Raw genomic sequence first — 24,974 nt, 5'->3', positions numbered from 1 at the left:
CGAATGCCGAACTACAAGCAGTTTCCCCTTGCCGACACGGCGGAGGGGCTGACCGAGGCCGAGATCCTGAGCTGGCGCGTCCAGCCGGGCGACGAGGTCACCGTCAACCAGATCGTGGTCGAGATCGAGACCGCGAAGGCCGCGGTCGAGCTGCCCATCCCGTGGGCCGGGGTGATCACCGAGCTGCACGTCGAGCCGGGGCAGACGGTCGAGGTCGGCACGCCGATCCTGACCGTCGACACCGATCCCGGTGGCGCGCCCGCGGCACCGTCGGGCAACGGCTCCGCGCCTGCCGCCGAGGCTCCGGCCGAGGAGGAGATGAAGCCGCTGGTCGGCTACGGCTCCAAGACGACGGTCGCCAAGCGGCGGGCACGCAAGGACACCACACCCGCTCCGGTGGCCACGGCCGCCCCGGCGCCGGCCCCCGGTGGCTACGTACCGCTGGCCAAGCCGCCGGTGCGCAAGCTGGCCAAGGACCTCGGCGTCGACCTGCACGCACTGGCCGGGACGGCCGGCGGCGGCGTGATCACCCGGGAGGACGTCCAGCGGGCGGCCGCTCCGGCGCCGGCCGAGCCCGTGGAGAGCATCTCCGGCGTGCTGGACGAGCGGCGGGTGCCGATCAGGAGCGTGCGCAAGGCAACCGCCAAGGCGATGGTGCAGAGCGCGTTCACCGCTCCGCACGTCACCGAGTTCCTGACGCTGGACGTCACGCCGATGATGGAGCTGCGGGACAAGCTGAAGAAGACGCCCGCGTTCGCCGGGATCAAGCTCACCCCGCTGGCGTTCGCGGCCAAGGCCGTGTGCCTCGCGGTGAAGCGCACGCCGGACGTCAACGCCCTGTGGGACGAGGACGCCCAGGAGATCATCTACAAGAACTACGTCCACCTGGGCATCGCCGCGGCCACGCCGCGCGGGCTGATCGTGCCGAAGGTCCGCAACGCCGAGCGGCAGTCACTGGCCGAGCTGGCCGGGTCGCTGGAGCAGCTTACGAACACCGCGCGGGAGGGCAAGACCCCGCCGGAGGACATGGTCGGCGGGACGTTCACGATCACCAACGTCGGCGTGTTCGGCGTCGACACCGGCACGCCGATCATCACCCCCGGGGAGTCCGCGATCCTGGCGCTCGGCGCCATCCGGGACACCCCGTGGGTGGTCGACGGCGAGATCGTCGTCCGCAAGGTGATGCAGCTGTCGCTGTCGTTCGATCACCGGGTGATCGACGGGCAGCAGGGCTCGCAGTTCCTCGCCGACGTCGGCGCGCTGCTGTCCGATCCGGCGACGGCGTTCCTGTTCTGACGCACTGCTCGTGAAGGCCACCTTCATTACGTCTCACGTGGTGAAGGTGGCCTTCACGTGCCGGGAACGACGCGGACGTTTCGGGCGTTGAGCGGGTATGGCTGTCGTTCTGCTGCTGTACGTCGTCGCCGAGGTCGTGGCCGTGTGGGCCGTCGGGTCGGCCGTCGGCTTCCTCGGCACGATCGGGCTGCTGGTCGCCGGTGCGTTCCTCGGCTCCTGGCTGGCCAGGCGCGAGGGCGGCAAGGCGGCCAGGGCGTTCATGGACACCGCGCGAGCGGGCCGTCCGGCCCACAACGAGATCACCGACGGCATGCTCGTCGCGCTCGGCGGTGTGCTGATCCTGCTGCCCGGGTTCGTCAGCGACGTGTTCGGTCTGCTGCTGCTCCTGCCGTTCACCCGCAAGCCGCTGCGCCGTGCCTGGGTGCGGCGGGTGGAGCGCCGGGTCGCGTCGATGCCGAGGCCTGCCGGCGCCACCATCGTGGTGGACAGCGAGGTCGTCCCGAACGACCCGCGTCCGGACCACACCCGCCCGGTGATCGAGGGCTGATCACTCCGGCTTGGGGATGTCGAAGTAGCTGGAGAAGCGGACCGCCAGGGCGTAGTCGCCCTTCACCCGGACCTTGCCGGTGACGAACATGGCCGTGGGCGCGGCACAGCCGGTGGCCATGCGGATGAAGTCGGCTGCCGATAGCGTGACGGTCGCGTCCGGCTCCCTGCCCAGGTCGGCGCTGGACACGCAGACGCCGTCCTCGACCACCGTCTGGAACCGGTCGAACCCGCCGTCACCGTCGCCGTCGGTAAACCGCCAGCCGATCACGAAAGACGCATTCCTGGCCTTTTCCTCGATCACCTGGTCGGCCATCCGGCGAAATATCTCGTCGAGAAACACCGGCCGTAACACATCGTGTTCGGCAATTGCGTTGATCTGTTCTTTCGACGCGCGGCTGACCACGCTCACCAGCGTCGGGGTCGACAACCCGCCCAGTTCGATGCCCGACCCGGCCGAGTCCAGCATGTGCAAGGTTTCCAGCACCTGGGTGAACTGCTCGGCGGACAGCGCGGAGATGTCGATCTCCCTGGCGAACGCGTCCACCACCGCGGGCTTCTCCACCTCGGCGGCAAGCCGGTGAAAACGACGGCGACGTAATCTGTCCCACCAGGTACCGGAATATCGAGTGGACACGAAAATGGAGTGTACTGGAAAGTAACCTCAGCTCGCGCGGGGAAGGTCGAAATAGCCGGTCAGGCCCGCGGCGAAAGCGAGGTCACCTTTCACCTTGATCTTTCCGGTCACGAACAGGGTCGCCGCCGTGGCCTGGTGCGTGATGACCCGGATGAAGTCGGCGGGGGAGATCGTGATCGTCACCCTCGGCTTGCGATCCGACGGCTCCCGGCTGACCGTGCAGGTGCCGCCGGAGATGATCGTCTCGTACCGGTCGTAGCCGTCCGGCCCGCTGCCGCCGGTCAGCCGCCAGCGGATCACGGCGTTCAGGTCGCGAGCCCGCTGCTGCCGCAGGTGCTTGCTCATCCGGCCGAAGATCTCGCCGAGCACGATCTCCCGCAGCTGCGGGTCGTCGGTGATCATCTTCAGCTGCGCGGGCGTCACCGTGGCCACCAGCTGCGCGAACTGCTCCGGCTCGATCTCGCCGAGGTCAACCCCGCGCAGCATCTCCGCCAGCGCCGGGCCGTCGAGCCCACCGATGTCCGTCATGCGCGCCTCCCGACCTTATTTTACTCGCCAGTAAGTCTACGTACGAGTAGGTAACGTCGACAAGAGCGTCGCGGTAACCCGGTCGGGGGGCATCCAGGTACTTTGACCCACACGAGGAGGTAGGTGTGTCAGAGGAAGTACAGCGAGCACCCGAGCGGGCCAAGCGGCTACCGAGGGCGGTCAGGGAACGGCAGATCCTCGACGCCGCGGTGTCCGTGTTCTCGCGTTACGGCTACCACGCGGCCTCGATGGACGAGATCTCCGACGTGGCCGGGGTGTCCAAGCCGATGATCTACACCTACCTCGGCTCGAAGGAGGACCTGTTCGGCGCCTGCATCCGCAGGGAGGCCGCCCGGCTGCTGGAGGCCATCCAGGCCGGGATCCAGCCCGAGGTCGCCCCGGACATGCAGCTGTGGCACGGGCTGCGCTCGTTCTACCGGTTCGTCGCCGAGTACCGGGAATCGTGGACGGTCCTGCACCGGCAGGCGCTCACCGTCGGCGGCAGCTTCGCCGAGGAGGTCACCGCCATGCGGGGCCGGGCCATCGAGCTGGTCGCCGCGCTCGTGGTGTCCGCGGGCAGCCGCAAGGGCCTGGCCGCCGAGGCGGAACGGTCCGGCGAGGGCCTGGCGGCCGCGCTGGTCGGCGCGGCCGAGTCGCTCGCCGACTGGGCACTGGACCACCCGGACATCCCCGACGGCGTGCTCGCGTCCTGGCTGATGAACCTGGTCTGGCTGGGCTTCAATGACCTGGTCGAGGGCGACGTCTGGAAGCCGACCGGCGCTCAGTAGGGGCCGATCGAGCCGGACAGGTGCGGCACGGGCTTGCCGGCCCGCCACAGCTCGAACGCCCAGCCGCCGTCGTGCTCCCAGGACGTGAAGGCCACCTTCGCCGGCAACGTCACCGGCTGCTTGAACCGCACGTCGACGGTGTAGGCGTCGGGCAGCCTGCCCTCGAACGCCGCCAGCGCGTGGGCCTTGGTCCACATGCCGTGCGCGATCGCGGTCGGGAAGCCGAACAGCTTCGCCGTCAGCGGGTGCAGGTGGATGGGGTTGCGGTCGCCGGAGACCTCGGCGTAGCGGCGGCCGATGCCGGCGGGCACCCGCCAGATCGCGGTCGGCGACGGTGGTGCGAGCCGGTCGCCGGACTTGCCGCCGGTGCCACCGCCCCTGCGCAGGTAGGTCGACACCTCCGTCCACACCGGACTCTCGCCCACGGTCAGCTCGCTGACCACGTCGAACTGCCTGCCGCGCTCGTGCGGGCGCAGGTTCTCCGCGCGCACCCGCAGGTCGAACGTCTCGCCGAGCAGCACCGGCCGGTGCACGGTGATGCGGTTGGCCAGGTGGACCATGCCCAGCAGCGGGAACGGGAAGTCCGGCTCGGTCATCAACGCCATCTGCAGGCCGAACACCAGCATGTGCGGGTAGGTGGCGGGCAGCCGGTCCTCCAGCCGGAAGCCGCAGACACCGTTGTACGCGGCGAGGTGCGCCGGGTCGACGACGACGCCGGACCGGGCGAACTCGGTGTCCGGCAGGGTGTCGCCGCCGGAGGACCGCAGCCCGCCGAGCACGGCCTTCGGGTACAGCGTGGCGAGGCTCGGCGGCGAGTCGAGTTCCTTGACGACCATGGTCACGCTCCCAGCAGGGCCTGGCCGCAGACCCGGACGACGTTGCCGTTGACGGCGGACGACGCCGGGTTGGCGTACCAGGCGATGGTCTCGGCGACGTCGACCGGCAGCCCGCCCTGCGACAGGCTGGCCATCCTGCGGCCCGCCTCCCGGATCACCAGCGGGACGGCCGCGGTCATCTTGGTCTCGATGAACCCGGGCGCGACGGCGTTGATCGTGGCGCCGCGCTCGGCCAGCCGGGCCGCGCCCTCGTCCACCATGCCGATCACGCCTGCCTTGCTGGTCGCGTAGTTGGTCTGGCCGACGTTGCCGGCGATACCCGCGATCGAGGAGACGCCGATGATCCGGCCGTTGTCCCGCAGCACGCCGTCGGCGAGCAGGCGGTCGTTGACGGCCAGCTGCGACGCGAGGTTGACCGACAGCACGGCGTCCCAGGCGCCCGCCGCCATGTTGGCCAGGGTCTTGTCCCTGGTGATGCCCGCGTTGTGCACCACGACGTCGACGCCGCCGTGCCGCTGGCTCAGGTACTCGGACAACGTCCGGGGCGCGTCCGCCGAGGTGATGTCGAGCTGGAGCGCCGACCCGCCGACCTCGTTGGCCACCTTCGAGAGGTCCCCGCCCTGGGCCGGGATGTCCAGCGCGACGACGTGCGCGCCGTCGCGGGCCAGTACCTCGGCGATAGCGGCACCGATGCCCCGGGACGCGCCGGTGACCAGCGCGACCTTGCCGGCCAACGGGGTCTCCCAGGACTCCGGCGCGCTCGCCGTGCTGGTGTGCGTGCCGACCCGGATGACCTGGCCGTCGACGAACGCCGACTTGCCGGACAGCAGGAACCGCAGCGTCGACTCGGCCGCCTCCTCCGCGCCCCGCGCCACGTAGACGAGCTGGGCCGTCGCGCCGCGGCGCAGCTCCTTGCCGACCGAGCGGACGAACCCCTCCAGGGCCCGCTGCGCGACGCGCTCGGTGCCCTCGCACTGCTCGGGCGGCGTACCCAGGACGACGACCCGGCCGCACGGGCCGATGCCACGCATCACCGGGTGGAAGAAGTCGTACAGCTCGCGCAGCTGGGCGGGCTCGGTGACGCCGGTGGCGTCGAACACCAGCGCGCCGTGCCTGCGGCCACCGTCGGGCAGCGACAGCACCTCGATGCCCGCGGCGGCGAGCTGGTCGTCGACCACCTTGGCCAGCCGTCCACCCGGGGCCGAGCCGACCAGCGCGGGCCCGTCCAGCGGCGGCTCGCCCCTGCGGTAGCGGCGCAGCGGCGCGGGACTGGGCAGGCCGAGCTTGGGAACCAGGAACCGGCCGATCGGGCTCCTCGTGAACTGCTGGTACCTGTCCGCCATGGCTTTCCCTTCGGTGCCGGGTGCGTCACGCTCCAGCCTAACCTACTCGCGGGTAGGTTACACTGGTGAGTATGGCCACCAGGAAAGCCTCGCAGCAGGTCCGCAAGGTCGCCGTGCTCGGCGGCAACCGCATCCCGTTCGCCCGCTCCAACGGGCCGTACGCCAACGCGTCCAACCAGGACATGTTCACCGCGGCGCTGGACGGGCTGGTCAGCCGGTTCGCCCTGCAGGGGGAACGCATCGGCGAGGTCGCCGCGGGCGCGGTGCTCAAGCACTCCAGGGACTTCAACCTGGCCAGGGAGAGCGTGCTCGGCAGCAGGCTGTCGCCGGACACCCCCGCGTCCGACGTGCAGATGGCGTGCGGCACCGGCCTGCAGGCCGTGATCAACGTGGCCAACAAGATCGCGCTGGGCCAGATCGACTCGGCCATCGCCGGCGGCGTCGACACCACCAGCGACGCGCCGCTGGCCGTCAACGACTCCCTGCGCCGCATCCTGGTCCGGCTCAACGCGGCGAAGTCGGTCGGCGACCGGCTCAAGCTGCTCACGCGCCTGCGTCCGGGGCACATCGTGCCGGAGATCCCGCGCAACGCCGAGCCGCGTACGGGCCTGTCCATGGGCGAGCACGCGGCGCTGACCGCACGCGAGTGGGACATCAGCAGGGCCGACCAGGACGAGCTGGCCGCCGCCAGCCACCGCAACCTCGCCGCCGCCTACGATCGCGGCTTCTTCGACGACCTGGTCACCCCGTTCCTCGGCCTGACCAGGGACCAGAACCTGCGGGCTGACTCGTCGGCCGCGAAGCTGGCCAAGCTCAAGCCGGTGTTCGGCGGCCAGGACGGGACGATGACCGCGGGCAACTCGACGCCGCTGTCCGACGGCGCGTCGGCGGTGCTGCTGGCCAGCGAGCAGTGGGCCAAGGAGCACAAGCTGCCGGTGCTGGCCTACCTGACGATCTCGCAGACCGGGGCCGTCGACTACGTTCACGGCGGCGAGGGGCTGCTGATGGCCCCCGCCTACGCGGTGCCGCGCATGCTTGACCGCGCCGGGCTCGGCCTGGGCGACTTCGACTTCTACGAGATCCACGAGGCGTTCGCCTCGCAGGTGCTGGCCACGCTGAAGGCGTGGGAGGACCCGGCCTTCGCCAAGGAGAAGCTGGGCAGGGACGAGGCCGTCGGGTCGATCGACCGGTCGAAGCTGAACGTCAACGGCTCGTCGCTGGCCGCCGGTCACCCGTTCGCCGCAACGGGCGGCCGGATCGTCGCCACGCTGGCCAAGCTGCTGCACGAGAAGGGCTCCGGCCGGGGACTCATCTCGATCTGTGCCGCGGGTGGCCAAGGTGTAACAGCGATCCTGGAGAAGTAAGCCCAACCGGCTGACGCATTCGACCCGCAACCCTTCCTAGTCTGGTTTCGAGCCGAACAGGGGAGTGCGGGCCGATGCGGAACCTCTCGTTGGCGGTCCGTGCCGAAGCCCTGGTCAAGACCTACGGGCCGACCAGGGCACTGGACCAGGTCGACCTCGAACTGCCACCGGGCCGGGTACTCGGCCTGCTCGGGCCGAACGGCGCCGGAAAGACGACGACCGTTCGAATCCTGACCACCCTGCTGCGCCCGGACTCCGGCCGGGCCTGGGTGGCGGGGCACGACGTGCTGACCGAGCCGGACGCCGTCCGGCGGTCGATCGGCCTGTCCGGGCAGTACGCGGCGGTCGACGAGCACCTCACCGGTTACGAGAACCTCTACCTGGTCGCCCGGTTGTACGGCTGCCGCCGGACCGACGCGCGTGCCAGGGCGCGGGCGCTGGTACGGCGGTTCGGCCTCGACGAGGTGGCCGACCGTCCGGCCAAGGGCTACTCCGGCGGCATGCGCAGGCGGCTGGATCTCGCCGGTGCGCTGGTCGCCGAGCCACCCGTGGTCGTCCTGGACGAGCCGACGACCGGCCTCGACCCGCTCGGCAGGCAGGACACCTGGGCGGTGATCAGGGAACTCGTCGCCGGGGGCACGTCGGTGCTGCTCACCACGCAGTACCTGGAGGAAGCCGACCAGCTCGCCGACGAGGTGGTGGTGGTCGACCACGGCAGGGTCATCGCCAGGGGCACGGTCGACGGACTGAAGGAACAACTGGGCGGCGAGCGGCTCGAACTGGTCGTCGAGGCCGCTGACGCACCCGAGACGCTGCGGATCCTCAGCGCCGTCGGCACCGGCCTGCCGACCTGGGACGAGCACACCCGGCGCGCGGAGGTGCTCGTCGACACCGGGCCGAAGGCGCTGGTCGAGGCACTACGCCGGCTGGACGACCGGCACATCGTGGTGCGTGACGTCGCACTGCACCGGCCGACGCTCGACCAGGTGTTCTTCGCGCTGACCAGGGACGGCGAGCGGTGAGCGGGCTGTTGAAGGCGTGTGCCGACAGCACGGTCATCACCTGGCGCAACCTGCTCAACGTCCGCCGCAATCCGGACTGGCTGCTGACCGCGACGCTGCAGCCGATCCTGTTCGTGGTGCTGTTCTCCACTGTGTTCGGCAACGCCGTCGGCGGCCCGACCGGCGAGGCGGGCTACCGGGAGTTCATCGTGGCTGGGGTGTTCGCGCAGTTCATGGCGTTCAACTCGTCGTTCACCGTGGTGGGCTTCGCCAACGACCTGCAGAAGGGCATCGTCGACCGGTTCCGCGCGTTGCCGGTGTCCCGGCTGTCGGTGATCGTCGGCCGGACGCTGTCCGACCTGGTGGTGAGCGTGCTCGCGCTGGTGGTGATGTCGGTGTGCGGCCTGCTGGTCGGCTGGCGGATCCGGGGCAGCTTCGTCGACGCCGTGTCCGGCTACCTGATCATGCTGCTGTTCGCGTGGGCGCTGTCCTGGGTGGGCGCGCTGGTCGGCCTGATGGCCCGCAGCGTCGAGGTCGCGCAGAGTGCCGGGTTGATGTGGATGTTCCCGGCGAGCTTCATCTCCTCGGCGTTCGTCCCGGTGCAGAACCTGCCCGAGTTCATGCGGACGATCGCGAACTGGAACCCGTTCACCGCGGTCATCAACGCGACCAGGGACCTGTTCGGCAACCGCTTCGGCGAGCCGCCCACCGGCTGGCCGGCGGAGAACGCGGTGCTCTACTCGATCCTGTGCTGCGTCGGCATCATCGCCGTGTTCGCGCCGCTGGCGACCATGCGGTACCGCCGGATCAGCTAGGGATCAGGTCCTTGGCCTGCTTGCGGGCCTGCTTGGCCGCCTTGCGGGCGGACTTGCGGGTCGACTCGGCGGTGTCGGAGATCTGCTCGCCGGCCTTGCGGGCGGCCCGGCGGGCACGCCAGCCCAGCGACGGCTTGCCGTGCGTGTCCGCGGCCGCGATCAGCAGGCCACCGGCGAGACCGGCGTTCTTCAGCAGGTGGATGAGCTGCTGCTGGCGCTGCTGCGGGTCCTTCTCCTCCCAGAACGGGTGACCGGCGATCGTGGTCGGGACCAGGCTGCCGAGCAGCGCGAGCGACGCCAGCCGCGGCATCTTGCCCAGCGCCAGCAGCGAGCCGGCGGCGATCTTGACGCCGGCGTCGATCTTCACCAGCGTCACCGGGTCGGTCGGGATCGACGCGGGCAGCGCGTCGGCCCGTTCACCGAGCTTGTCGAGCACGGGCTTGGCCTGCTCCGCGTGCCCCTCGGCGTACCGCAGGGCGTTGATGCCACCGAAGATGAAGATGGACGCGAGCAGGGGGCGGGCCAGCCGACGCACAATCACGGTCCTCGCCTTTCACGCAGGTTCCCGGTCACTGACGAAGCTACCCAAAACCGCGTGGATTCACGCGCCGACCGGCCGCTAGCACCCTCTACATGATTCTAGAATCTGAGCTATAAAGCTTTAGCGAGCTGGATAGGCCCTCGGCAGGCGGAAGCCGCGCTCGGCCGCGACCTCCCGCAGCCGGTCCGGGTAGTCGGTGATGATGCCGTCGACGCCGTCGTCGATCAGCTTGTGCATGGTCGGCTTGTCGTTGACCGTCCACGGCACCACCTCGATGCCCGCCCGGTGCGCCTCGCGCACCAGCGCCGCCGTGGTGAACGGCTGGTAGCCGGGGTCGTTGACGCTGCCACCCTGCGGGTTGCCGTGCACCGGCGACAGCGCGCTCGCCCCGAAGCTGCGCACCGCCCGCACCGGGCTGCCGCCGAAGTCGTCGATGTCCAGGCCGCCCAGCCACGGCGACCGGCCGGGCTGACCGACCTGCAGGAACTCCGGCTGAGTCAGCGCGACCGTCTTCAGCCACGGCGCCGTGCGCTTCAGCAGCATCAACGCGCCCCAGTCGAAACTCTGCACGGTGGTGCGGTGCGCGAAGCCGGAGCGGGTGATCTCCCACGCCGCCCGCCGGACGAACTGCTCGCGTGGTGCCGTCTCGTGTGGTGCGGCCGCCTCGACCTTGGTCTCGACGTTGAACCGGATGCCCCAGGCACGGTGCTCGCGGGCGAGCGCGTACACCTCGGCCAGCGTGGGCATCTTCGCGCCGGGGGAGAGTTCCTGGTTCGGGTGGCTGGGCTGCCGCAGCGAGCCGCAGTCCAGCGTGCGGACCTGCGCGAACGTCAGGTCCTTGACGTACTTGCCGACGTAGGGGAAATCGGGGTCGCCCGGGGTGGCCGGCGCGGTGTCCCGGCACTTGGCCGGGTTCGTCTTCCGGTCGTGGGTGACGACGTCGCGGCCGTCGCGAGTGATCTGGATGTCGAGTTCGAGGGTGGTGACGCCGAGCGTCATCGCCTTGGCGAAGGCGGCGAGCGTCCCCTCCACCGTCAGGCCGAGACCGCCGCGGTGGGCCTGGATGTCGAAGTCACGGCGGCCGGAGGCCTGCGCGGTGCCCGGCACCAGCAGGCTCAGCACCACCGCGACCAGCAGAAGTCTTCTCATTCGAGCAGCCAAGCACGAACGGGTGATCGGCGGGAAAAGTCGGGTTGACTTTGACGTAGCGTCAACTTCTATCGTGGATTTCACCGACGGAGATCAAGGGGGAAACGGGGTGGAGTGGTCCATCCAGCAGCTGGCCAGTGCGGCCGGGACGACCAGCCGCACACTGCGTCACTACGGCGACGTGGGGCTGCTGCGGCCCAGCCGGGTCGGCCGCAGCGGGTACCGCTTCTACGACGAGCGGGCCGTGGTGCGGCTGCAGCGAATCCTGCTGCTGCGACAGCTGGGGCTGGGCCTGCCCGCGATCGGCGAGGTACTCGCCGGGGAGCGGGACACCGCGGCGGCGCTGACGACACATCTCGAGGTGCTCGAGGAGCAACGCGAGCGCATCGGCCGCCAGATCGAGTCGGTACGGACGACACTGCGGAAACTGGAAGGAGGTGAACAACTGATGGCAGAAGAGGCATTCGCCGGCTTCGACCACACTCGGTACGAGGAGGAGGTCGTCCGCCGCTGGGGTCGCGACGCCTACGAGCGGGGTGACAACTGGTGGCGCTCGCTGTCCGCCGAGGAGCGCAAGGCGTTCCAGGACGAGGGCACGTCGATCGCCGTCGACTTCGGCGCCGCATTGCGTGCCGGTGAGCCGGCCGACGGTGAGGTCGCGCAGGCGCTGGCCGGGCGGCAGCACCGCTGGCTGAGCCAGACCGTCGAGGTCAGCAAGGAGTACTTCGCCGGGCTGGGTGAGATGTACGTCGCCGACCCTCGATTCACCGAGGTCTACGACAAGCACGAGAAGGGCGCCGCGGAGTTCGTCCGCGACGCGATGAAGGTCTACGCGGAGCGCAACCTGTAGGCCGTGGGGTAGGGCTGCAGACCTACCCCTTTCTTCGCCAGTATTGGACCCGGCCTAGAAACGCGGATACGGTCCCAGAGTGGACCCCATCCGCAACCCGTTCGCCCCCGGTGCGGGGCAGCGTCCGCCGGAGCTGGCCGGCCGGGAACGCGAGCTGCACGCCTTCGAGGTCGTGCTGGAACGGGTCGCGCGTGGCCGCCCGGAACGCAGCCTCGTCCTGACCGGCCTGCGTGGCGTCGGCAAGACGGTGTTGCTGGGCGAGCTGCGGTCGATGGCCGTCCGCCGGGGCTGGGGCGCAGGCAAGATCGAGGCCCGGCCCGAGTCCGAGCTGCGCAGACCGCTGTCGGCCGCGCTGCACCGTGCCATCCGGGACCTGGCGGTGCGCCACCGCGCGCCCGACCGCGTCGAGCAGGTGCTCAGCGTCCTGAAGGCGTTCGCGTTGCGGGCCGCCAAGCCGGACGCGAAGCTGCGTGACCGCTGGCAGCCGGGCATCGACGTCCCGGCCGCCCAGGGCCGCGCGGACTCCGGCGATATCGAGATCGACCTGGTCGAGTTGTTCACCGACGTCGCCGAGCTGGCCGCCGACGTGGGCACCGGCGTCGCCCTGCTGATCGACGAGATCCAGGACCTGGGGCCGGACGACGTGTCGGCGCTGTGCGCGGCCTGCCACGAGCTGTCCCAGTCCGGGGCGCCGCTGGTCGTGGTCGGCGCGGGACTGCCGCACGTGCCCGCGGTGCTGTCGGCGTCGAAGTCATACTCCGAACGGCTCTTTCGCTACGCCCGGATCGACCGGCTGGACCGTTCGGAAGCCGACCGCGCGGTGCTGGCGCCGATCGAACGGGAGGACGCCGGGATCGTCCCGGAGGCGCTGGACGCGTTGTTCGACGCGTCGGGCGGCTACCCGTACTTCATCCAGGCCTACGGCAAAGCCGCGTGGGACGCCGCCCCGGCGGACCCGATCACCGTCCAGGACGTGCAGGTCGCCGCGCCGGAGGCGGAATCGGAGCTGGCCGTCGGGTTCTTCGGCTCGCGCTACGAGCGGGCGACGCCCGCGGAGCGGGAGTACCTGCTGGCGATGGCCGAGCTGACCCAGGGCCGCGACGAGGCCGCAGGGACCTCGGACGTGGCCGTCTACCTGGGCCGCAAGCCCTCGTCGCTGTCGCCCGCGCGGGACAGCCTGATGAAGAAGGGCCTGGTCTACTCCGCCGTGCGTGGCCGGATCGCCTTCACCGTGCCCCACTTCGGCCACTACCTGCTGAGCCGCGCCGACTGACGCTCCCGATCGCGGCTGTGGCGCTGTTGCGAGGGGTCCTTTGGTTGCGTGATTCGCAAGCATGGTGCCGTTGGCTGCGGGTGTGGGGTCTCGTTCGTGGTGATCGCTGGTGCTGTTGCGGTGGCTGGGGCGGGTGGGGTTGTGGGTTGGTGTGAAGGCCGAGTTTGTGTCGTCTGACGGAATGAAGGTGGCCTTCATGAGCTTGCCGGCCCGGGTGTAGCGACCTCTGTGAGCACAACGGTCACAGCGGGCTCAGCAGCCCCACCGGCCACCACGAACGAGACAAGCCAACCCGCGCCGACTGTGCCGTGAAGGGGGCGCTCACGGCGTCTGATGCCCCGGCAAAGTCGGGTGCAGCGGGGTGGGCGGTGGTCCCGAGCGCAGAACTCGCGGGCCGGAACGCAGAACTCGCGTGCGTGAGCGCAGAACTCACGATGTGGACGCCGGTTCTCCCGTGGCGCCGGTCGCCTGCGTGACCGGCCCGCTCGCGCGAGTCGTCCGTTCCGGACCCGCGAGTTGTCTGTTCCCGCCCGGCTGGTTCCACTGTCCGGCGCGCCGGTTCCGGATCACGAGACGCGGGCTTGAGGTCAAGCTGGTGCTTGCTGGGGTTGTCTCGTTCGTGGTGGCTGGTGGGGTGGTTGTGGTGTTCGAGGCTGGTGGGGCGGGTGTGCCGGGGTGAGGGCGGATGTGGTGGCGTCTGATGCCGTGAAGGGGGCCCTCACGGCAATCGCGCCCACGACTCCCGACTTTGCCGGGGCCCTGACGTCTGATGCCGTGAGTGCCCCCTTCACGGCATGCTTGCCACGGACAGGTGGGCGGAAGCCCGGTGCTGGTGTGAAGGCCGAGTTTGTGTCGTCTGACGGGATGAAGGTGGCCTTCACCGACCTTCCCGCCCGGCGGTCGCGGCCTCACCAGTCACACCCGGCCCAGCAGACCCAGCCGTCACCACGAAAGAGACCCAGCAAACTCCCCCAATGTGGCATTGGGGGAGTTCAAGTTCCCCAATGCGAACCGTTATTTGTTTACTTACTTGTGACCTGGCGATACGCCGTCGCTGGGCGAGTTGAGCGCGTGCGTGAGGAAGCTGGTGGCCGGACAGTCTCAAGGTGCGGGGCGCAGGGAGGTTCTGAGCTTCTGGGACGGGTGCCAGCGAGGCTGTCCCAGCCGTCCTAGGCGTGTTCGTCCAGGTCAGAGGCCATTTCGTCCCGTCCCGTGACTGGGACGGGTTGCGGGCACCTGTCCCGCCTTCGGGACGGGGGTAGGCCGGTTGCGCGGCGTCGGCGCGCGAGCCACGGCGAAGCGGGGAGAGCGTTGAAGTCGCCGTGCGGTTCCCCTGAACGCAGCGACAGTAGGATCGCGACCAGTCACTGCAACCGGCTGTCCTTATGTGGGCGGAGGTGTGGCGGTCGTGGAGCCTTGGCGTGGCGTTCCGCGTTTCTTCGCCTCTGCGTAGAGGTGGCAACCGGTGGTGACACTCACGGCAGTTCGATTGCCAGAGCCAAATTTGAGTTCGGCGCCAAAATCGTCGCGCAGCCACAAGTCAGTTTGTTGATCGCTCTCCTGGGCTACCTTCGTGAAGCCGAACTGTGCCCCAATTTCTTTGGCTATTTGCTTGCCTCGCTGCCAATCGGCTCCAGACAGGGCAGCTTCTGTGGACCAAAGGCTCGATCCGATAATAGTTGCATCCCACCCGTGTACTTCTGAGAATTCCTGCATGCAGCCTCCATAGTTGGAGGCGGTATCCGGCTTCTCTATCCAGGGTTTAACGTTCAACTCGGCCGACAGGCGTTCGCGCAGTTGGCGAAGCATTTCTTCGTTGCTGGCGGCCGCTTCCTCGACCGTGGGGCGAGACATGAGTTGTTGGAATTGTTCTTGGGAGGGCATGGTGTTTTTGCTCGTCTCGTTACCGAAGTAGCGGTCTGCACTGTTACCGCAGCCGACGGTCAGCGTTGCCACGAGGGTCAGGGCTGTGATTGCTAATCCACGGTTGCGGTAGGGCATCAGACGTTCGTGCTCTTTTCGTTAGGGTGTGCGGACTGCCATTGTCGGAAGTCCTGCCACGATGGAAGCCATGTTGTGGAGGCTGGTGCTATGCATCTTGTCCGGTCCATCACCGATGGACTTCAGATAGTCGCTATGGCCGGTAACGCCGAACACCTGCTTGCCGTCTTTCGTGACCGCGCCTTCGGTGGATAGTTGCTGCATGCCGGACATGGTTCCCGGGTCGCTGCCGAATCGACCGGTCTTGCCGATGTCTGCGACGGCGTCGCCATCGGCTTCCAGGTTGTAGGCGTGTCCCTGCGGTATTTTCAGGTCCTTGATCTCGTTATTGACTCCGTCCGGAGAGATTGGGATATCAGGGGCGTCCGAGATTCCCGGCGATCCGAAGAACACCGCGTCATCCACCCCGGTGTTGTGCTGCAACGCGATGCCGGTGGTGAGTGAGCCGTAGGAATGCCCGAGGGCTGTCAAGTGCGGGTCGTCAGAACGGGAAGCATTGATGCCCTGGTTGAAGCTCGCCAGCTTCTCGGCGCCCTTGTCGGCTTCATAGCCCCCGATGAGGTCACCTCCCGTTTTACCCACTTCCAGGAAATTCGCCTCAAGATCGGGAACCCGTGGCGGCTCGTAACCCAGCCATGTCACCGTCGCCACAGATCCCTCATCGCCGAACCGTTCCGACATATATTCGGAGTGCCTTTGAACGCTCTCCATTTCTTTGACGTAGCCCAGCATGTTTTCGTTGACGGCGGAATTCATGCCGGGAGTGAACACCGCGACGTGACGGGCGGTGTCGACATTACCGTTGGCTACGGCTGCCATCGCGGAGTCGCCCGACATGTCCAGCGACAGCAACTGACGGTCAGGGTTCACTTGGCCGGGTGCTACGTACATCATTTCGTCGATCTTGTCGAGGGAGGCTAGTTTGTTCTCGATTTCCTGCCCTTGCAGGTTGAGCATGAGCGCCTCAGCGGGGGTCGCGCCAGATGCTTGAGCTTTGAGGTTGTCGAGTTCGGTGCGGAGCCGGTTGCGTTCCTTCGGGATCGCGTTGAGGTTGGCCTGGCTGCGGTAGGTGGCCGGGAGGCCGTCCCGGTTGCCTACCAGGTCTGGCCTGTCGGCGACGAGCTGTAGCCGCTGATTGCGGGACAGGGATGCCCACCATGCCGCGTTCTGTGTGGCGGTTGCCCCGTCCGGCGGGGGCGCTGGGACGGACAGCGAGCCGAGTATGTGTCCGGCGTTGCCGGCCGCCGCAAGACTGGTCTGGTCGTTGCTGGTCGCGGCGGCATCGATGGTGTGCTCGGACAAGATCTTGTCCAGCACCGCGCAGAAGTCGTCATCAACGTCGGTAGCACTGCGCAACACCTGGATGACCCGCTCACGGACTTCCTCAGCGATGGCCTTGCGTTCCTCGGCGACGGCGGCCTTCTGGTCCTCCGGGGTATCTGGGGGCGGGCCGTGGTCGATCACGGCCCCGTCATCGCCGATGCTGAAGTGATGCGCCTTAGCCAAGTCCTCGGCTTCACGCACCCCGTTCACCACGCCGGTGATCGCGTCGCCGGTGTCACCGAAGGACCGGCGAGCCGCCGCCACATCCGCCGCGTGTTCTTCGAGCCCGTCGATGATCGCGTTGATCTTGCCCGCTGCCGCTGACGCGGCCTGCCCGGACCAGCCATACGGCGTGCCAGCTGCCCGCAGGTCGTCACCGCAGGCGATGATCTTGTTGTAAGCGTCGTTCATCGGCCCGACCGCGTTCTGCAGCGGGCCGGGCTGCCAGCGTCTGACCTCTCCCCAGGTGACCATCAGACGGGCCGCCGCCCTGAGGGCAGGGGCTGGCCTGCGACCGTCAGATCACGGGCGGCGGCGTCTTCACGGCCGCTGTAGAGGTGCGCGGCCTGCCCCATGCTGCCCGCATAGTCGCCCAGACCGGAGACGAAGCGGGCTTCACGGCCCTCCAGTGCCTGCTTCACAGACGCCAGTTTGCCCACGCAACGCGCCCCCGGCACCCCGGCGTCCCCCGTGGGTACCGCTGCCGCGCAGTCCACCCCACGCAGGCCATCGGCCACACGTCCTGCGGCTTGACCTGCGGATCTGATGCCGTCGATCACCACTTGATAGCCCGACACAGCGGCTCCCTCCCGTAGTCGCTCAATCACACTATGGGAAGACCGCGCGGCCTATCAACCAGCCGGTCACCCTCAGTGGGGGTGTCACTCACCACTGAAGGAGATCCACGCAGGGATATCTAGGTATTTCTACTCAGTCGTTGACGCCGGGTGGTTCGGTTTCTCGCATCCGTGCGGTCAGGCTCTCCAGATGCCGGATAAGTCGCGCTGCCACGTTCGGCGGCACCGTGCCATCCTCAACCGCTCGGCGCAGCCTGTCCGCGACCTCGGTCAGGTCGTCGGCAACGTTATCCAGGCATTCGGCCGTCTTGCGTTCGGCCCGTGACACGGAATCCTCACCCGGCTCATCACGTCGCGTGCTCATCTGCCCTTGTCCTTCCGTGGAGCCCAGACAGTTCTCACGAACTGGTCGCGTGTGGGACCCAATCCGGCGCAGGCATCATATTTACGGGGCATGCACGTGATGACGCCTTGGATTCCGTTCTCCCGGGAAAACGGTGAAAAAGCCGGGCGGTGACGTTGACGCCGGATTGGGGGCTGTGGTGCCCCGGTCGACGCGGCGCGAATGAATGCAGCGGCGTCGACCGGGGAGTTAGGGATCGATTTCAATGACGTGGCCGATCTCGTCGGCACGTTCGACCAAATCTTTGCCGAGCTCGGTGAGGCGTTTACCGAGTTGTCGTAGGTGCTGTTCGTATTCGTCGTCTCGGGTTTGCACGTGAAGAAGTCGCAGCGTTATATCGCCCATCGCGCGGTTGACGCTGGCCATTCTCGCGAGCAATTCTCTATCGCGTTCGTGCACGCGGCACCTCCAGAATAAAGCCCTGCTCGTGAAGGGCTTCCCGAGTCGACCTCAGGGCGAGACGCTCGCAACCCAGGCAGGTTCGGCCGGGAATAGGGCGCACAGGCCAGCTTGTCACGTTCTCGCGCTCGTGCCGACGCGGGAAACGCTGCCCTTCCTCGCATTTCGGCATGAGTAGCGGAGGCCAGTCGGAATCCAACTGCACTACGAGGTACCAATGGGCCAATCCGTCAATGAACGCGTGCCATTCATAAGCTGGTGGACGGAAACGTGGAGCTGGTCGAACGGCCGCGTCTGTGTCACTCACAGTCAGGCGGGTAGCCCGGCTCTGCTGCAGGCGTCGCCGAGAGTGCCGCCCGACATTCCTGTCCATCAGCGGGGTGTCCGCAAGTGCACCGGTCACAGTCGCTCCATTCGCCGTCCGACAGTCGTCTACTTCACAAGCCGCGCGGCGCGAATCGCCCTACTAGCTTGCCTGCGTAGGCATTTCACAAAGGCCCTAACGTCGAGTGCGCTAGTACATGTCATAGGGTCGCCATTCGATGCAGGATGGCCGTTTTCGCGTGCCTAGCCATTCGATGAGTGCCCTGCGAGTGTCAGCGATGGGGATTGCGGCGCTTCTGGGGAAGACGGCGCCCGTTGTGCCGTTAAAGATGAGGTCCAGTTCCGGCAGGGGACGTTTGGGGTTGAACGAGTTCGCGATAGGCATTTTCGCGTCGTCGTGATCCATGTAGTTCAGCGCCGCGAGGCCAGCCGAAGGGCGAACGCTGACACGGAATTGATGGTTGGGAAACGGGCCATCCTTGGTTCGATGGAATTCGACGTCGCCAACGGCGAGTGTTGTTTCCCAGTCCACGTGATTTGTTGCAAGAATTTCGTCGACCAATCTGGTTGCCGCATGCATTCCCCGCGCGACTTTCGCCACGCCGGTCGTGAGCGATGCTGTGACAAGCATGTCCCGGATGTCGCCGTTCACTCGGGGGAAGTCTCTCCCAGGTCGGGTGGGTCGTCCGGTTCGCCAGACTTCGCATCTGGTGTCCCGGTCCTGCCTTGCGACCACGCTCACGCTCTGCGACCATTCCGTCTATGCCGCGCTGGGAATGGGGCATGCCGCGGTTGGCATATCAGCAGGTCATGGGCGGTTTTCCGGTCCGAGATCTGGCCGGACGTGGCTGCCCTGGGTAGGCTGGTCTGATAGGTCGGAAGGCGTGATCGACAGGGGAATCGGGATGAGTGCAGGCGGCAGCGCGCGACGCACGAGCCGCGCGCCGGGCCGACGCTGTAAAGGCTGCGGAATCGAGTTGGCTGCCGACAACACCGCTCGGTTGTGTAGTCGCTGCCACCGCGAGCAACGCGACCAGCTTCGTACACCTCCCGCGCAACTGCGAGACGAGTTTTTCGAAACGGACGAGTTCCGGGCTGCGTTCGAGAGCCAGCACATCGGTAAGGTCTTCAAGGCGTACAGAAATCATCCGCGTCATCTTCAGTTGTTCGGCAAGGCTCTCAATCAGGAGCTTCTTGGGCGCTGGCTTGGCCTCACGCAGGCGCAGGTTAGTAAGTTGGAGAACGGTAAGCCGGAACAGAATCTTGAAACGCTCAGGAATTACGCCAGGATTCTTCACTTGCCGCAACATCTACTCTGGTTCGATTTTCCCGGGCAAAGCCGCCTCCGGATAACCCGACGGGCGCAGGACGTAAGCGCAGGCAGTGAGCTGGGATCGGGAAATGGTTTGGTCGTTCCCGACAAGGATGCAATTCTCGTGGCCAACACTGGTATGGACACATTGGAATTGCTACGGCGCGTGCGCGCCTCTGCTATCGACTCGTCGACAATCGACGCTCTCGACATTACTGTAGAACAACTTTGCTGCGAATATTCGCACGCGGATGCGCGTGAGCTGATGAAAAGCGGCAAGGAGTGGCTTGGCAAAATGACCGAGCTACTCAACAACCGGCTGACACTCGCTCAGCACCGAGACATTCTCAACAAGGCCGGAATGCTGGCGTTGCTCGTGGGATGTCTTGAGAATGACATGGGCGACGTTCGGGCGGCAGAAGCCACCCGGCGCATGGCGATGGAACTAGGGCAAGAGTCAGGCGACGCCGGAATTATCGGCTGGGCTCACGAAATGTCCGCCTGGTTCCACCTAACCTCCGGAAATTACCGGGCGGTAATCAACGCGGCCGAAACAGGCGCAGGGGCGGCACCCTCGCACTCGGTCGCGGTCCAACTCTACGGGCAGCAGGCCAAAGCGTACGCGCGTATGGGCAGGGCGGAAGAAGTCCACCAAGCTCTAGACCGGGGCCGCGCACTGCTTGACCGTCTCCCGTATCCCGAACGGCCGGAAAACCATTTCGTAGTGGACCCGGATAAGTGGGACTTCTACGCGATGGACACCTACCGAATCGTAGGCGAGGACCAGCTCGCGGAGCGCAACGCGCACGAGGTGATCCGACGCGGCGTCAACTCCGAGGGTGTCCTCACGTCCCCCATGCGTACGGCCGAAGCTCAGCTCACGCTTGCCGTCATCGCAGCACGGCGCGGCGACCTGGAAGAAGCGACCGCCCTGGGGCTGCAGGCTCTCCAGAGTGGTCGGCAGAGTCGTCCCTCCCTGCTGATGGTGTCGACCGAGCTGGAGCGGGAGTTTGACACCTACGGCGCCAGCGCAGGCGCTGACTTCCGCGAGGTGCTTGCCGACATCAAGCGCGCCCCGAAGCTCAACATTCCAGGCGAGAATATTTCGAGCACATAATATTCTTTCTCAGAATATTCATGCGCGTCCCAATGTTTCCGACCTAGGCGTATTCGCCCAGAGGATTTTGTATGCCTAAGCGCGCATAGTTGATTCTCCAGATCGGCGGCCTACTTGATGGCAGCGGTTCGCAGTCCCGCGAGTCGCAGCCAAAGAGTTAGGGCAATCAACAATGAGTTACACGGAATTCTGTGACGCCGGATCTTCGGTGTTTCTGACAATCCGGCAGACTGCGTGGCTGCTGGGTGTTTCTGAGTCCCGCGTTTCTTGGGCGATCCGGGTGGGGTTGCTACGGGCGGTGCGGCGGCGGTCTCGGGTGGCGATTCCGGTCGCGGACGTGCAGCGCGTGCTTGCCGGTGGTGATGTGCGATGAACCGCTGGGAGGAGCTTGCCGAACAGCTCGACCGGTACGCCGGGGCGCCTGACGACGTGCTAGCGGAGGTTGTAACACGGGACGGGTTGTGTTTCTGGGCGTTCGACCGTTCGGCGATGCCGGAGCTGACCGGGAAGGACACGCCGGATCGGGAGTTGGCCGCGCGGATGTGTGGCGGCTGCCCGGTGATGAACGAGTGTCTTGAACTGGAGTTGCGCACACACGGCCCGGACACGACCGGTGTGTGGGGCGCGATGAGCGACACGGACCGGCGGGAGCTGTATCCGGTGTGGCGTCGGCGCCGGGGCCGTGAGGCCCGATGAACGGCGTGACGCTGAGCCCGACACAGATTGTCGCCGGGGTGGCGGTGCTGGTCGTGGTGTTCATGGTGTGGCGTGCGGGATCGCGCAAAGCCAAGCGTGCGGCGGACGCGGCGCGGGCCGGTGCGCGGGCGGTGTCGCTGACGGGCCGGGTGTTGTTGATGGCCGCCGCGTTCGTCGGCGTTCAGTGGCTGGTCATCTCCAACCCGGGCAACCCAACGCTGTTGATCGTGGTGCTGGCCCTGCCGGACCTGATCGCGGCCTACGTGCTCACACGGGCGTTGACGCTGACGCCGCCGGACGGCACGACGACGGGTCGGCGGCACTACCGCCGGGGCGGTGAACGCCGATGAACGCGGTGAACGACGGCGTACACGGCGTGGCCCCGGCGCGGACGCTGCCAGGGCCGGGCCGGGACTCGGAGGGCCGCAACGGTGATGTGGCCGCGTGGGTGGAGCGCGTGCGGCGGCAGGTGGAACGGCTGTGCTGGACGGGCATCCTGCTGGGGTTGGCGTTTACGGCGGCCAACGTTCAGCGGTTCGCCGCTGAGGGTGCCGCAGCGTGGTCGCTGCCGTGGCTGACCGCGTGGGTGCTGGACCCCACGGTGTCACTGGTCCTGGTCGCGATCCTGCGGGCAGAGCAGGTGACGGCCCGGTACCGGGTGCGGACGGGCCGGTCGGTGCGGCTGGCGAAGTGGCTCACACTCTCGGCGACCTACGTCATGAACACGTGGGAGTCCTGGGTGGCCGGCTCACCCGCCGGGGTGGTGCTGCACTCGGTGCCGCCGCTGGTCGTGTTCGCTGCGGTGGAGGCGATTACGGACCTGCGGGACAAGCTCACCGAGGCAGTCACCCGCGCGGCCGTGATCACCACGTCCGCTGTGACGGCCGTGGCTGTCCATGAACCGTGTCCGGCGCCCGTGAACGCGGACGCGGACGCGGACGTGGACGCCGACGCGGCTGGGGCGCCGGGTGCCCGGCGCAAGTTGTTCGCCGACTACTTGGCAGACGCCCGGCGCGCGTGGACGCCGGGGGTGGAGGTCACCCCCGCGTGGGTGCGTGAGGTCACCTCGTGTTCACGGGGTCTGTCGTCGCGGTTGGCGAGGACGCTCGCCGAGGAGCTGGCCACCACCGGTGAGGGGGTGCGTCGATGACCGACGAGCAGCGGGAAGACGCCCGGCGCACGGACCCGGGGACCGTGGCCAAGCACGGCGGGACCGATGTGGAGCATGTCGGCCCGATCCTGGACGGGGAGCTTGTCGACGACACGTTGCCCCAGCCTCGCCGCCGCACGCTGCGGCAGCGGATCACGCGGTGGTGGCGGTACGCGCCCCGAGTGCCGCTGTGGCTGGCTCGATTGGTCGGCCGGGGCTGGCAGTCTGGCCCGGCGGTGCGGGCGCGTTCAGTGGCCGCCTACCGGGTGCGCAAGGCCCCGGCCGACGTGGCGCGGCTGGCGTGGTTCGTGGTGCGGGGGCATTGGCGGTGGCTGGTCAAGTTCTGGGAGTGGGCCACCTACGCCGACTTGCGGGCCGACGCGCGGCGGGCGCGGCTGGCCGGGGACGCCGAAGCACGGCGGACGGCACAGGAGTTGATCCGGTCGGACGCCCGGGCACGGTGGGCCAAGCTCGGGATCGCCTTGCAGCGGATCGTGATCACGCTGCGGGTGGTCGCGCCGGTCGCGGTGGTGCTGTGGGCGGCTGATTCCCTGATGGATCGGAAAGCGATGTGGACGTGGCTGGCAGAGGTCTACGCGGCACTCGACACGGTGTGGTCGGCGTTGACGGCCGCGGTACCGGTGCTGCTGTGGACGGTGCCGGTGCTGTGGGCGGTGGCTGCCGCGTTCGAGGGGCGGGACGGTACGCCGGGTGCGGGATGGCTGGTCCAGCCGGACCGGGACGACGCTGATTCGTGGATTGACGAACGGATGATCTCCAAAGCGTTGGCACACTTGGGAATCGGCCCGCTGGACCGGTTCTATCGGGACGGTGGTGAGCTGGTCTACACCGTGGCCGCTCGCAAGGACGGTGATGGCACCTTCGCCCAGATTCGGTTACCGCTGGGCGTGACAGCGGACATGGTGGCCGCGCGCCGGTCCAAACTGGCCGCCAACCTGGGCAGGGCGTCGCTGGAAACGTGGCCCACTAAGGGCGACGAAGACGGCATCCTCGATCTGTGGATCGCTGACAAGGGCGTGCTTCGGGGCGGCGCCGGACAGTGGCCGCTGGCCGATGAGGGACAGGTCGACCTGTTCGACGGGGTGCCGTTCGGGCTGTCGCAACGTGGACTGGTCATCAACGCCCCGCTGATCGGGGTGAACTGGCTGATCGGCGGCAGACCCGGCCAAGGCAAGTCCGCTGCCCTGCGAACCTTGTTGCTCGGTGCGGCGCTCGACCCGACGGCCGAACTGTGGGTGTTCGTCATGGGCGAGTCCCCGGACTTCGACCCGTTCACGCCGCGCTTGTCCCGCTACCGGATGGGGATGGATGACAGCGTTGCCGAAGCCGCGACACAAGCGTTGGCGGACCTGCTGTCCGAAATGGAGCGACGCGGCAAGATCTTGGGTGAGCAGCCGGGCCGGCCGCCCAAGGTGTCGCGCAAGCTCGCCGACAAGCGCGCCCTGGGGCTGCACCCGCTGGTGTGTGGGATCGACGAGTGTCACGAGTTGTTCCAGCATCCCAGCTACGGCAAGAAAGCCGCGGAGCTGGCCGTGCGGCTGATCAAACGCGGCCGCAAGTACGGCATCACGTTGCTACTGGCCACACAGTCGCCGACCAAGGACAGCATCCCCCGGGAGGTCACCCGCAACGTGTCCTGCGGTGCCGCGTTCTCCGTGGCCGATCAGGTCGCCAACGACGGGCTGTTGGGGTCGGGCAAGTACGCGGCCGGTATCCGGGCGACGGAGCTACGCATCAACACCGATCGGGGAACCTGCGTAGCCGTCGGCATCACTGATGAGACGTTCGAGTTGGTCCGCACGTTCTACGTCCCGTTCGAGGATGGGGCCGACGACGTGACCCCGGTCATTGCGCGCGCTATGGCGCTGATCGAGGAAGCGGGCCGCGCGATCGAGACCAGCGCACGACGCGAGATCGAGGCGGCCGGGCCGGTCGAGGTAGACACGCTCGCCGACCTCGCCGACGTCATGGCCGGTGACGAGCGGGTACGAACGCAACACGTGCTGGCGCGGCTGGCTGAGGCCAACCCGGAGCACTACGGAGCCTGGTCCTTCGCCGCACTGGCCGCGATGCTGGCCGAACACGGCATCACCGCGCGCAAGTCCCACGGCGTGATGACCGTGCACGCCGCCGACGTGACAGCCGCGCTGACCCGCCGCGACACCGAGGATGAGACCGGGGAGCCGGACGGGGAACAGCCGGGGAGCCGGGGAGTCCTCCCCGCCACGCCCCCCGGCCAACATCCCCCCGATGACCAGGCCAAACCGGGCGTGGGGAGGCGGGGAAGCGCCACCCGCGACGCCGACTGAACCACCGGAAACCGGGGGTGTCGCCGACCCCGTTCGGCCGTTCCCCGCGCTCCCCAACAACCCGGTCGAGGGGAGGTGATCACCCTGACCAATCCCAGCTCACCTGAACCACAACCGACCCCAGCACGACACCCACGAAAGGCCAGTGACCATGA

The 24,974-nt window shown here is 67.8% G+C and carries 25 protein-coding genes; 13 read left to right on the top strand and 12 right to left on the bottom strand.

The window, feature by feature from the left end; translation table 11 throughout:
• Nucleotides 1-3 precede the first annotated feature (3 nt).
• Both EWH70_RS04335 and EWH70_RS04330 read left to right on the top strand, forming a co-directional pair.
• On the top strand, nucleotides 4-1,296 hold the full coding sequence (locus EWH70_RS04335) for a dihydrolipoamide acetyltransferase family protein (protein ID WP_130473916.1): 1,293 nt from the start codon (nucleotides 4-6) through the stop codon (nucleotides 1,294-1,296).
• Between the two features lie 97 nt (nucleotides 1,297-1,393).
• On the top strand, nucleotides 1,394-1,843 hold the full coding sequence (locus tag EWH70_RS04330) for an FxsA family protein (RefSeq protein WP_130473915.1): 450 nt from the start codon (nucleotides 1,394-1,396) through the stop codon (nucleotides 1,841-1,843).
• Here the strand turns inward: EWH70_RS04330 and EWH70_RS04325 are convergent, their stop codons facing one another.
• Together EWH70_RS04325 and EWH70_RS04320 are read right to left on the bottom strand one after the other, a co-directional pair.
• Nucleotides 1,844-2,389 (bottom strand): SCP2 sterol-binding domain-containing protein, encoded by a 546-nt coding sequence (locus EWH70_RS04325; protein ID WP_165436164.1) that lies wholly within the window; start codon nucleotides 2,387-2,389, stop codon nucleotides 1,844-1,846.
• A gap of 117 nt (nucleotides 2,390-2,506) precedes the next feature.
• Nucleotides 2,507-3,007 carry an SCP2 sterol-binding domain-containing protein gene (locus tag EWH70_RS04320; RefSeq protein WP_130473914.1) on the bottom strand — a complete coding sequence of 167 codons (501 nt, stop codon included), beginning with the start codon at nucleotides 3,005-3,007 and terminating at the stop codon, nucleotides 2,507-2,509.
• A 125-nt stretch (nucleotides 3,008-3,132) separates the two neighbouring features.
• Between EWH70_RS04320 and EWH70_RS04315 the strand changes: the two genes are divergently transcribed.
• Nucleotides 3,133-3,795 carry a TetR/AcrR family transcriptional regulator gene (locus tag EWH70_RS04315; RefSeq protein WP_130473913.1) on the top strand — a complete coding sequence of 221 codons (663 nt, stop codon included), beginning with the start codon at nucleotides 3,133-3,135 and terminating at the stop codon, nucleotides 3,793-3,795.
• On the opposite strand, the gene EWH70_RS04310 is transcribed toward EWH70_RS04315, so the two are convergent.
• Both EWH70_RS04310 and EWH70_RS04305 read right to left on the bottom strand, forming a co-directional pair.
• Nucleotides 3,789-4,631, bottom strand: a complete 843-nt coding sequence (locus EWH70_RS04310; protein ID WP_130474235.1) for a MaoC family dehydratase — start codon at nucleotides 4,629-4,631, stop codon at nucleotides 3,789-3,791. The genes EWH70_RS04315 and EWH70_RS04310 overlap by 7 nt on opposite strands.
• Before the next feature lie 2 nt (nucleotides 4,632-4,633).
• Nucleotides 4,634-5,974: a 3-oxoacyl-ACP reductase gene (locus EWH70_RS04305; protein WP_130473912.1), complete on the bottom strand. Its 1,341-nt coding sequence runs from the start codon at nucleotides 5,972-5,974 to the stop codon at nucleotides 4,634-4,636.
• Between the two features lie 71 nt (nucleotides 5,975-6,045).
• Between EWH70_RS04305 and EWH70_RS04300 the strand changes: the two genes are divergently transcribed.
• The 3 genes from EWH70_RS04300 to EWH70_RS04290 all read left to right on the top strand — a co-directional run bounded on the left by EWH70_RS04300 (nucleotide 6,046) and on the right by EWH70_RS04290 (nucleotide 9,154).
• Nucleotides 6,046-7,338, top strand: a complete 1,293-nt coding sequence (locus tag EWH70_RS04300; protein WP_130473911.1) for an acetyl-CoA C-acetyltransferase — start codon at nucleotides 6,046-6,048, stop codon at nucleotides 7,336-7,338.
• Between the two features lie 74 nt (nucleotides 7,339-7,412).
• Nucleotides 7,413-8,360 (top strand): ATP-binding cassette domain-containing protein, encoded by a 948-nt coding sequence (locus EWH70_RS04295; RefSeq protein ID WP_130473910.1) that lies wholly within the window; start codon nucleotides 7,413-7,415, stop codon nucleotides 8,358-8,360.
• Nucleotides 8,357-9,154, top strand: a complete 798-nt coding sequence (locus EWH70_RS04290) for an ABC transporter permease (RefSeq protein ID WP_130473909.1) — start codon at nucleotides 8,357-8,359, stop codon at nucleotides 9,152-9,154. Before EWH70_RS04295 ends, EWH70_RS04290 begins: the two co-directional genes overlap by 4 nt.
• Here the strand turns inward: EWH70_RS04290 and EWH70_RS04285 are convergent.
• Complete coding sequence (locus EWH70_RS04285) at nucleotides 9,147-9,695, bottom strand: DoxX family protein (protein WP_165436146.1); 549 nt, start codon at nucleotides 9,693-9,695, stop codon at nucleotides 9,147-9,149. The genes EWH70_RS04290 and EWH70_RS04285 overlap by 8 nt on opposite strands.
• Before the next feature lie 120 nt (nucleotides 9,696-9,815).
• Nucleotides 9,816-10,844: a glycerophosphodiester phosphodiesterase family protein gene (locus EWH70_RS04280; protein WP_130473908.1), complete on the bottom strand. Its 1,029-nt coding sequence runs from the start codon at nucleotides 10,842-10,844 to the stop codon at nucleotides 9,816-9,818.
• Nucleotides 10,845-10,953: 109 nt separating this feature from the next.
• Between EWH70_RS04280 and EWH70_RS04275 the strand changes: the two genes are divergently transcribed.
• Both EWH70_RS04275 and EWH70_RS04270 read left to right on the top strand, forming a co-directional pair.
• Nucleotides 10,954-11,694: a MerR family transcriptional regulator gene (locus EWH70_RS04275; RefSeq protein WP_130473907.1), complete on the top strand. Its 741-nt coding sequence runs from the start codon at nucleotides 10,954-10,956 to the stop codon at nucleotides 11,692-11,694.
• Between the two features lie 79 nt (nucleotides 11,695-11,773).
• On the top strand, nucleotides 11,774-12,967 hold the full coding sequence (locus tag EWH70_RS04270; RefSeq protein ID WP_130473906.1) for an ATP-binding protein: 1,194 nt from the start codon (nucleotides 11,774-11,776) through the stop codon (nucleotides 12,965-12,967).
• 1,383 nt (nucleotides 12,968-14,350) lie between these two features.
• Here the strand turns inward: EWH70_RS04270 and EWH70_RS04265 are convergent.
• From EWH70_RS04265 to EWH70_RS04235, 6 genes are all read right to left on the bottom strand, one after another.
• The gene (locus tag EWH70_RS04265; RefSeq protein ID WP_130473905.1) at nucleotides 14,351-14,968 is read right to left on the bottom strand and encodes an LppA family lipoprotein; all 618 of its coding nucleotides are present in this window, start codon (nucleotides 14,966-14,968) and stop codon (nucleotides 14,351-14,353) included.
• A gap of 21 nt (nucleotides 14,969-14,989) precedes the next feature.
• On the bottom strand, nucleotides 14,990-16,702 hold the full coding sequence (locus tag EWH70_RS04260; RefSeq protein ID WP_165436145.1) for an alpha/beta hydrolase: 1,713 nt from the start codon (nucleotides 16,700-16,702) through the stop codon (nucleotides 14,990-14,992).
• A gap of 62 nt (nucleotides 16,703-16,764) precedes the next feature.
• Nucleotides 16,765-16,932 carry a hypothetical protein gene (locus tag EWH70_RS36690; RefSeq protein ID WP_420809031.1) on the bottom strand — a complete coding sequence of 56 codons (168 nt, stop codon included), beginning with the start codon at nucleotides 16,930-16,932 and terminating at the stop codon, nucleotides 16,765-16,767.
• 289 nt (nucleotides 16,933-17,221) lie between these two features.
• The gene (locus EWH70_RS04250; RefSeq protein WP_130473902.1) at nucleotides 17,222-17,452 is read right to left on the bottom strand and encodes a hypothetical protein; all 231 of its coding nucleotides are present in this window, start codon (nucleotides 17,450-17,452) and stop codon (nucleotides 17,222-17,224) included.
• Between the two features lie 228 nt (nucleotides 17,453-17,680).
• The gene (locus tag EWH70_RS04245; RefSeq protein WP_130473901.1) at nucleotides 17,681-17,890 is read right to left on the bottom strand and encodes a hypothetical protein; all 210 of its coding nucleotides are present in this window, start codon (nucleotides 17,888-17,890) and stop codon (nucleotides 17,681-17,683) included.
• A gap of 514 nt (nucleotides 17,891-18,404) precedes the next feature.
• On the bottom strand, nucleotides 18,405-18,866 hold the full coding sequence (locus EWH70_RS04235; RefSeq protein WP_130473900.1) for an Imm1 family immunity protein: 462 nt from the start codon (nucleotides 18,864-18,866) through the stop codon (nucleotides 18,405-18,407).
• Between the two features lie 325 nt (nucleotides 18,867-19,191).
• Between EWH70_RS04235 and EWH70_RS04230 the strand changes: the two genes are divergently transcribed.
• From EWH70_RS04230 to EWH70_RS04205, 5 genes are all read left to right on the top strand, one after another.
• Nucleotides 19,192-20,643: a helix-turn-helix domain-containing protein gene (locus EWH70_RS04230; RefSeq protein ID WP_130473899.1), complete on the top strand. Its 1,452-nt coding sequence runs from the start codon at nucleotides 19,192-19,194 to the stop codon at nucleotides 20,641-20,643.
• 369 nt (nucleotides 20,644-21,012) lie between these two features.
• Complete coding sequence (locus EWH70_RS04220; protein WP_130473897.1) at nucleotides 21,013-21,339, top strand: WhiB family transcriptional regulator; 327 nt, start codon at nucleotides 21,013-21,015, stop codon at nucleotides 21,337-21,339.
• A complete protein-coding gene (locus EWH70_RS04215; protein ID WP_130473896.1) occupies nucleotides 21,336-21,689 on the top strand; it encodes a hypothetical protein in 354 nt (117 codons plus the stop codon). The genes EWH70_RS04220 and EWH70_RS04215 overlap by 4 nt, the downstream gene beginning before the upstream one ends.
• Nucleotides 21,686-22,489 (top strand): hypothetical protein, encoded by an 804-nt coding sequence (locus tag EWH70_RS04210; RefSeq protein WP_240686789.1) that lies wholly within the window; start codon nucleotides 21,686-21,688, stop codon nucleotides 22,487-22,489. The genes EWH70_RS04215 and EWH70_RS04210 overlap by 4 nt, the downstream gene beginning before the upstream one ends.
• Entirely contained in the window at nucleotides 22,486-24,819 is a 2,334-nt protein-coding gene (locus tag EWH70_RS04205; protein ID WP_130473895.1) for an FtsK/SpoIIIE domain-containing protein, read from the top strand. The genes EWH70_RS04210 and EWH70_RS04205 overlap by 4 nt, the downstream gene beginning before the upstream one ends.
• Nucleotides 24,820-24,974 lie beyond the last annotated feature (155 nt).

This window comes from Amycolatopsis suaedae, from assembly GCF_004214935.1.
Taxonomy (GTDB): Bacteria; Actinomycetota; Actinomycetes; order Mycobacteriales; family Pseudonocardiaceae; genus Amycolatopsis; species Amycolatopsis suaedae.
This window is presented reverse-complemented; position numbering and strand designations above follow the sequence as displayed.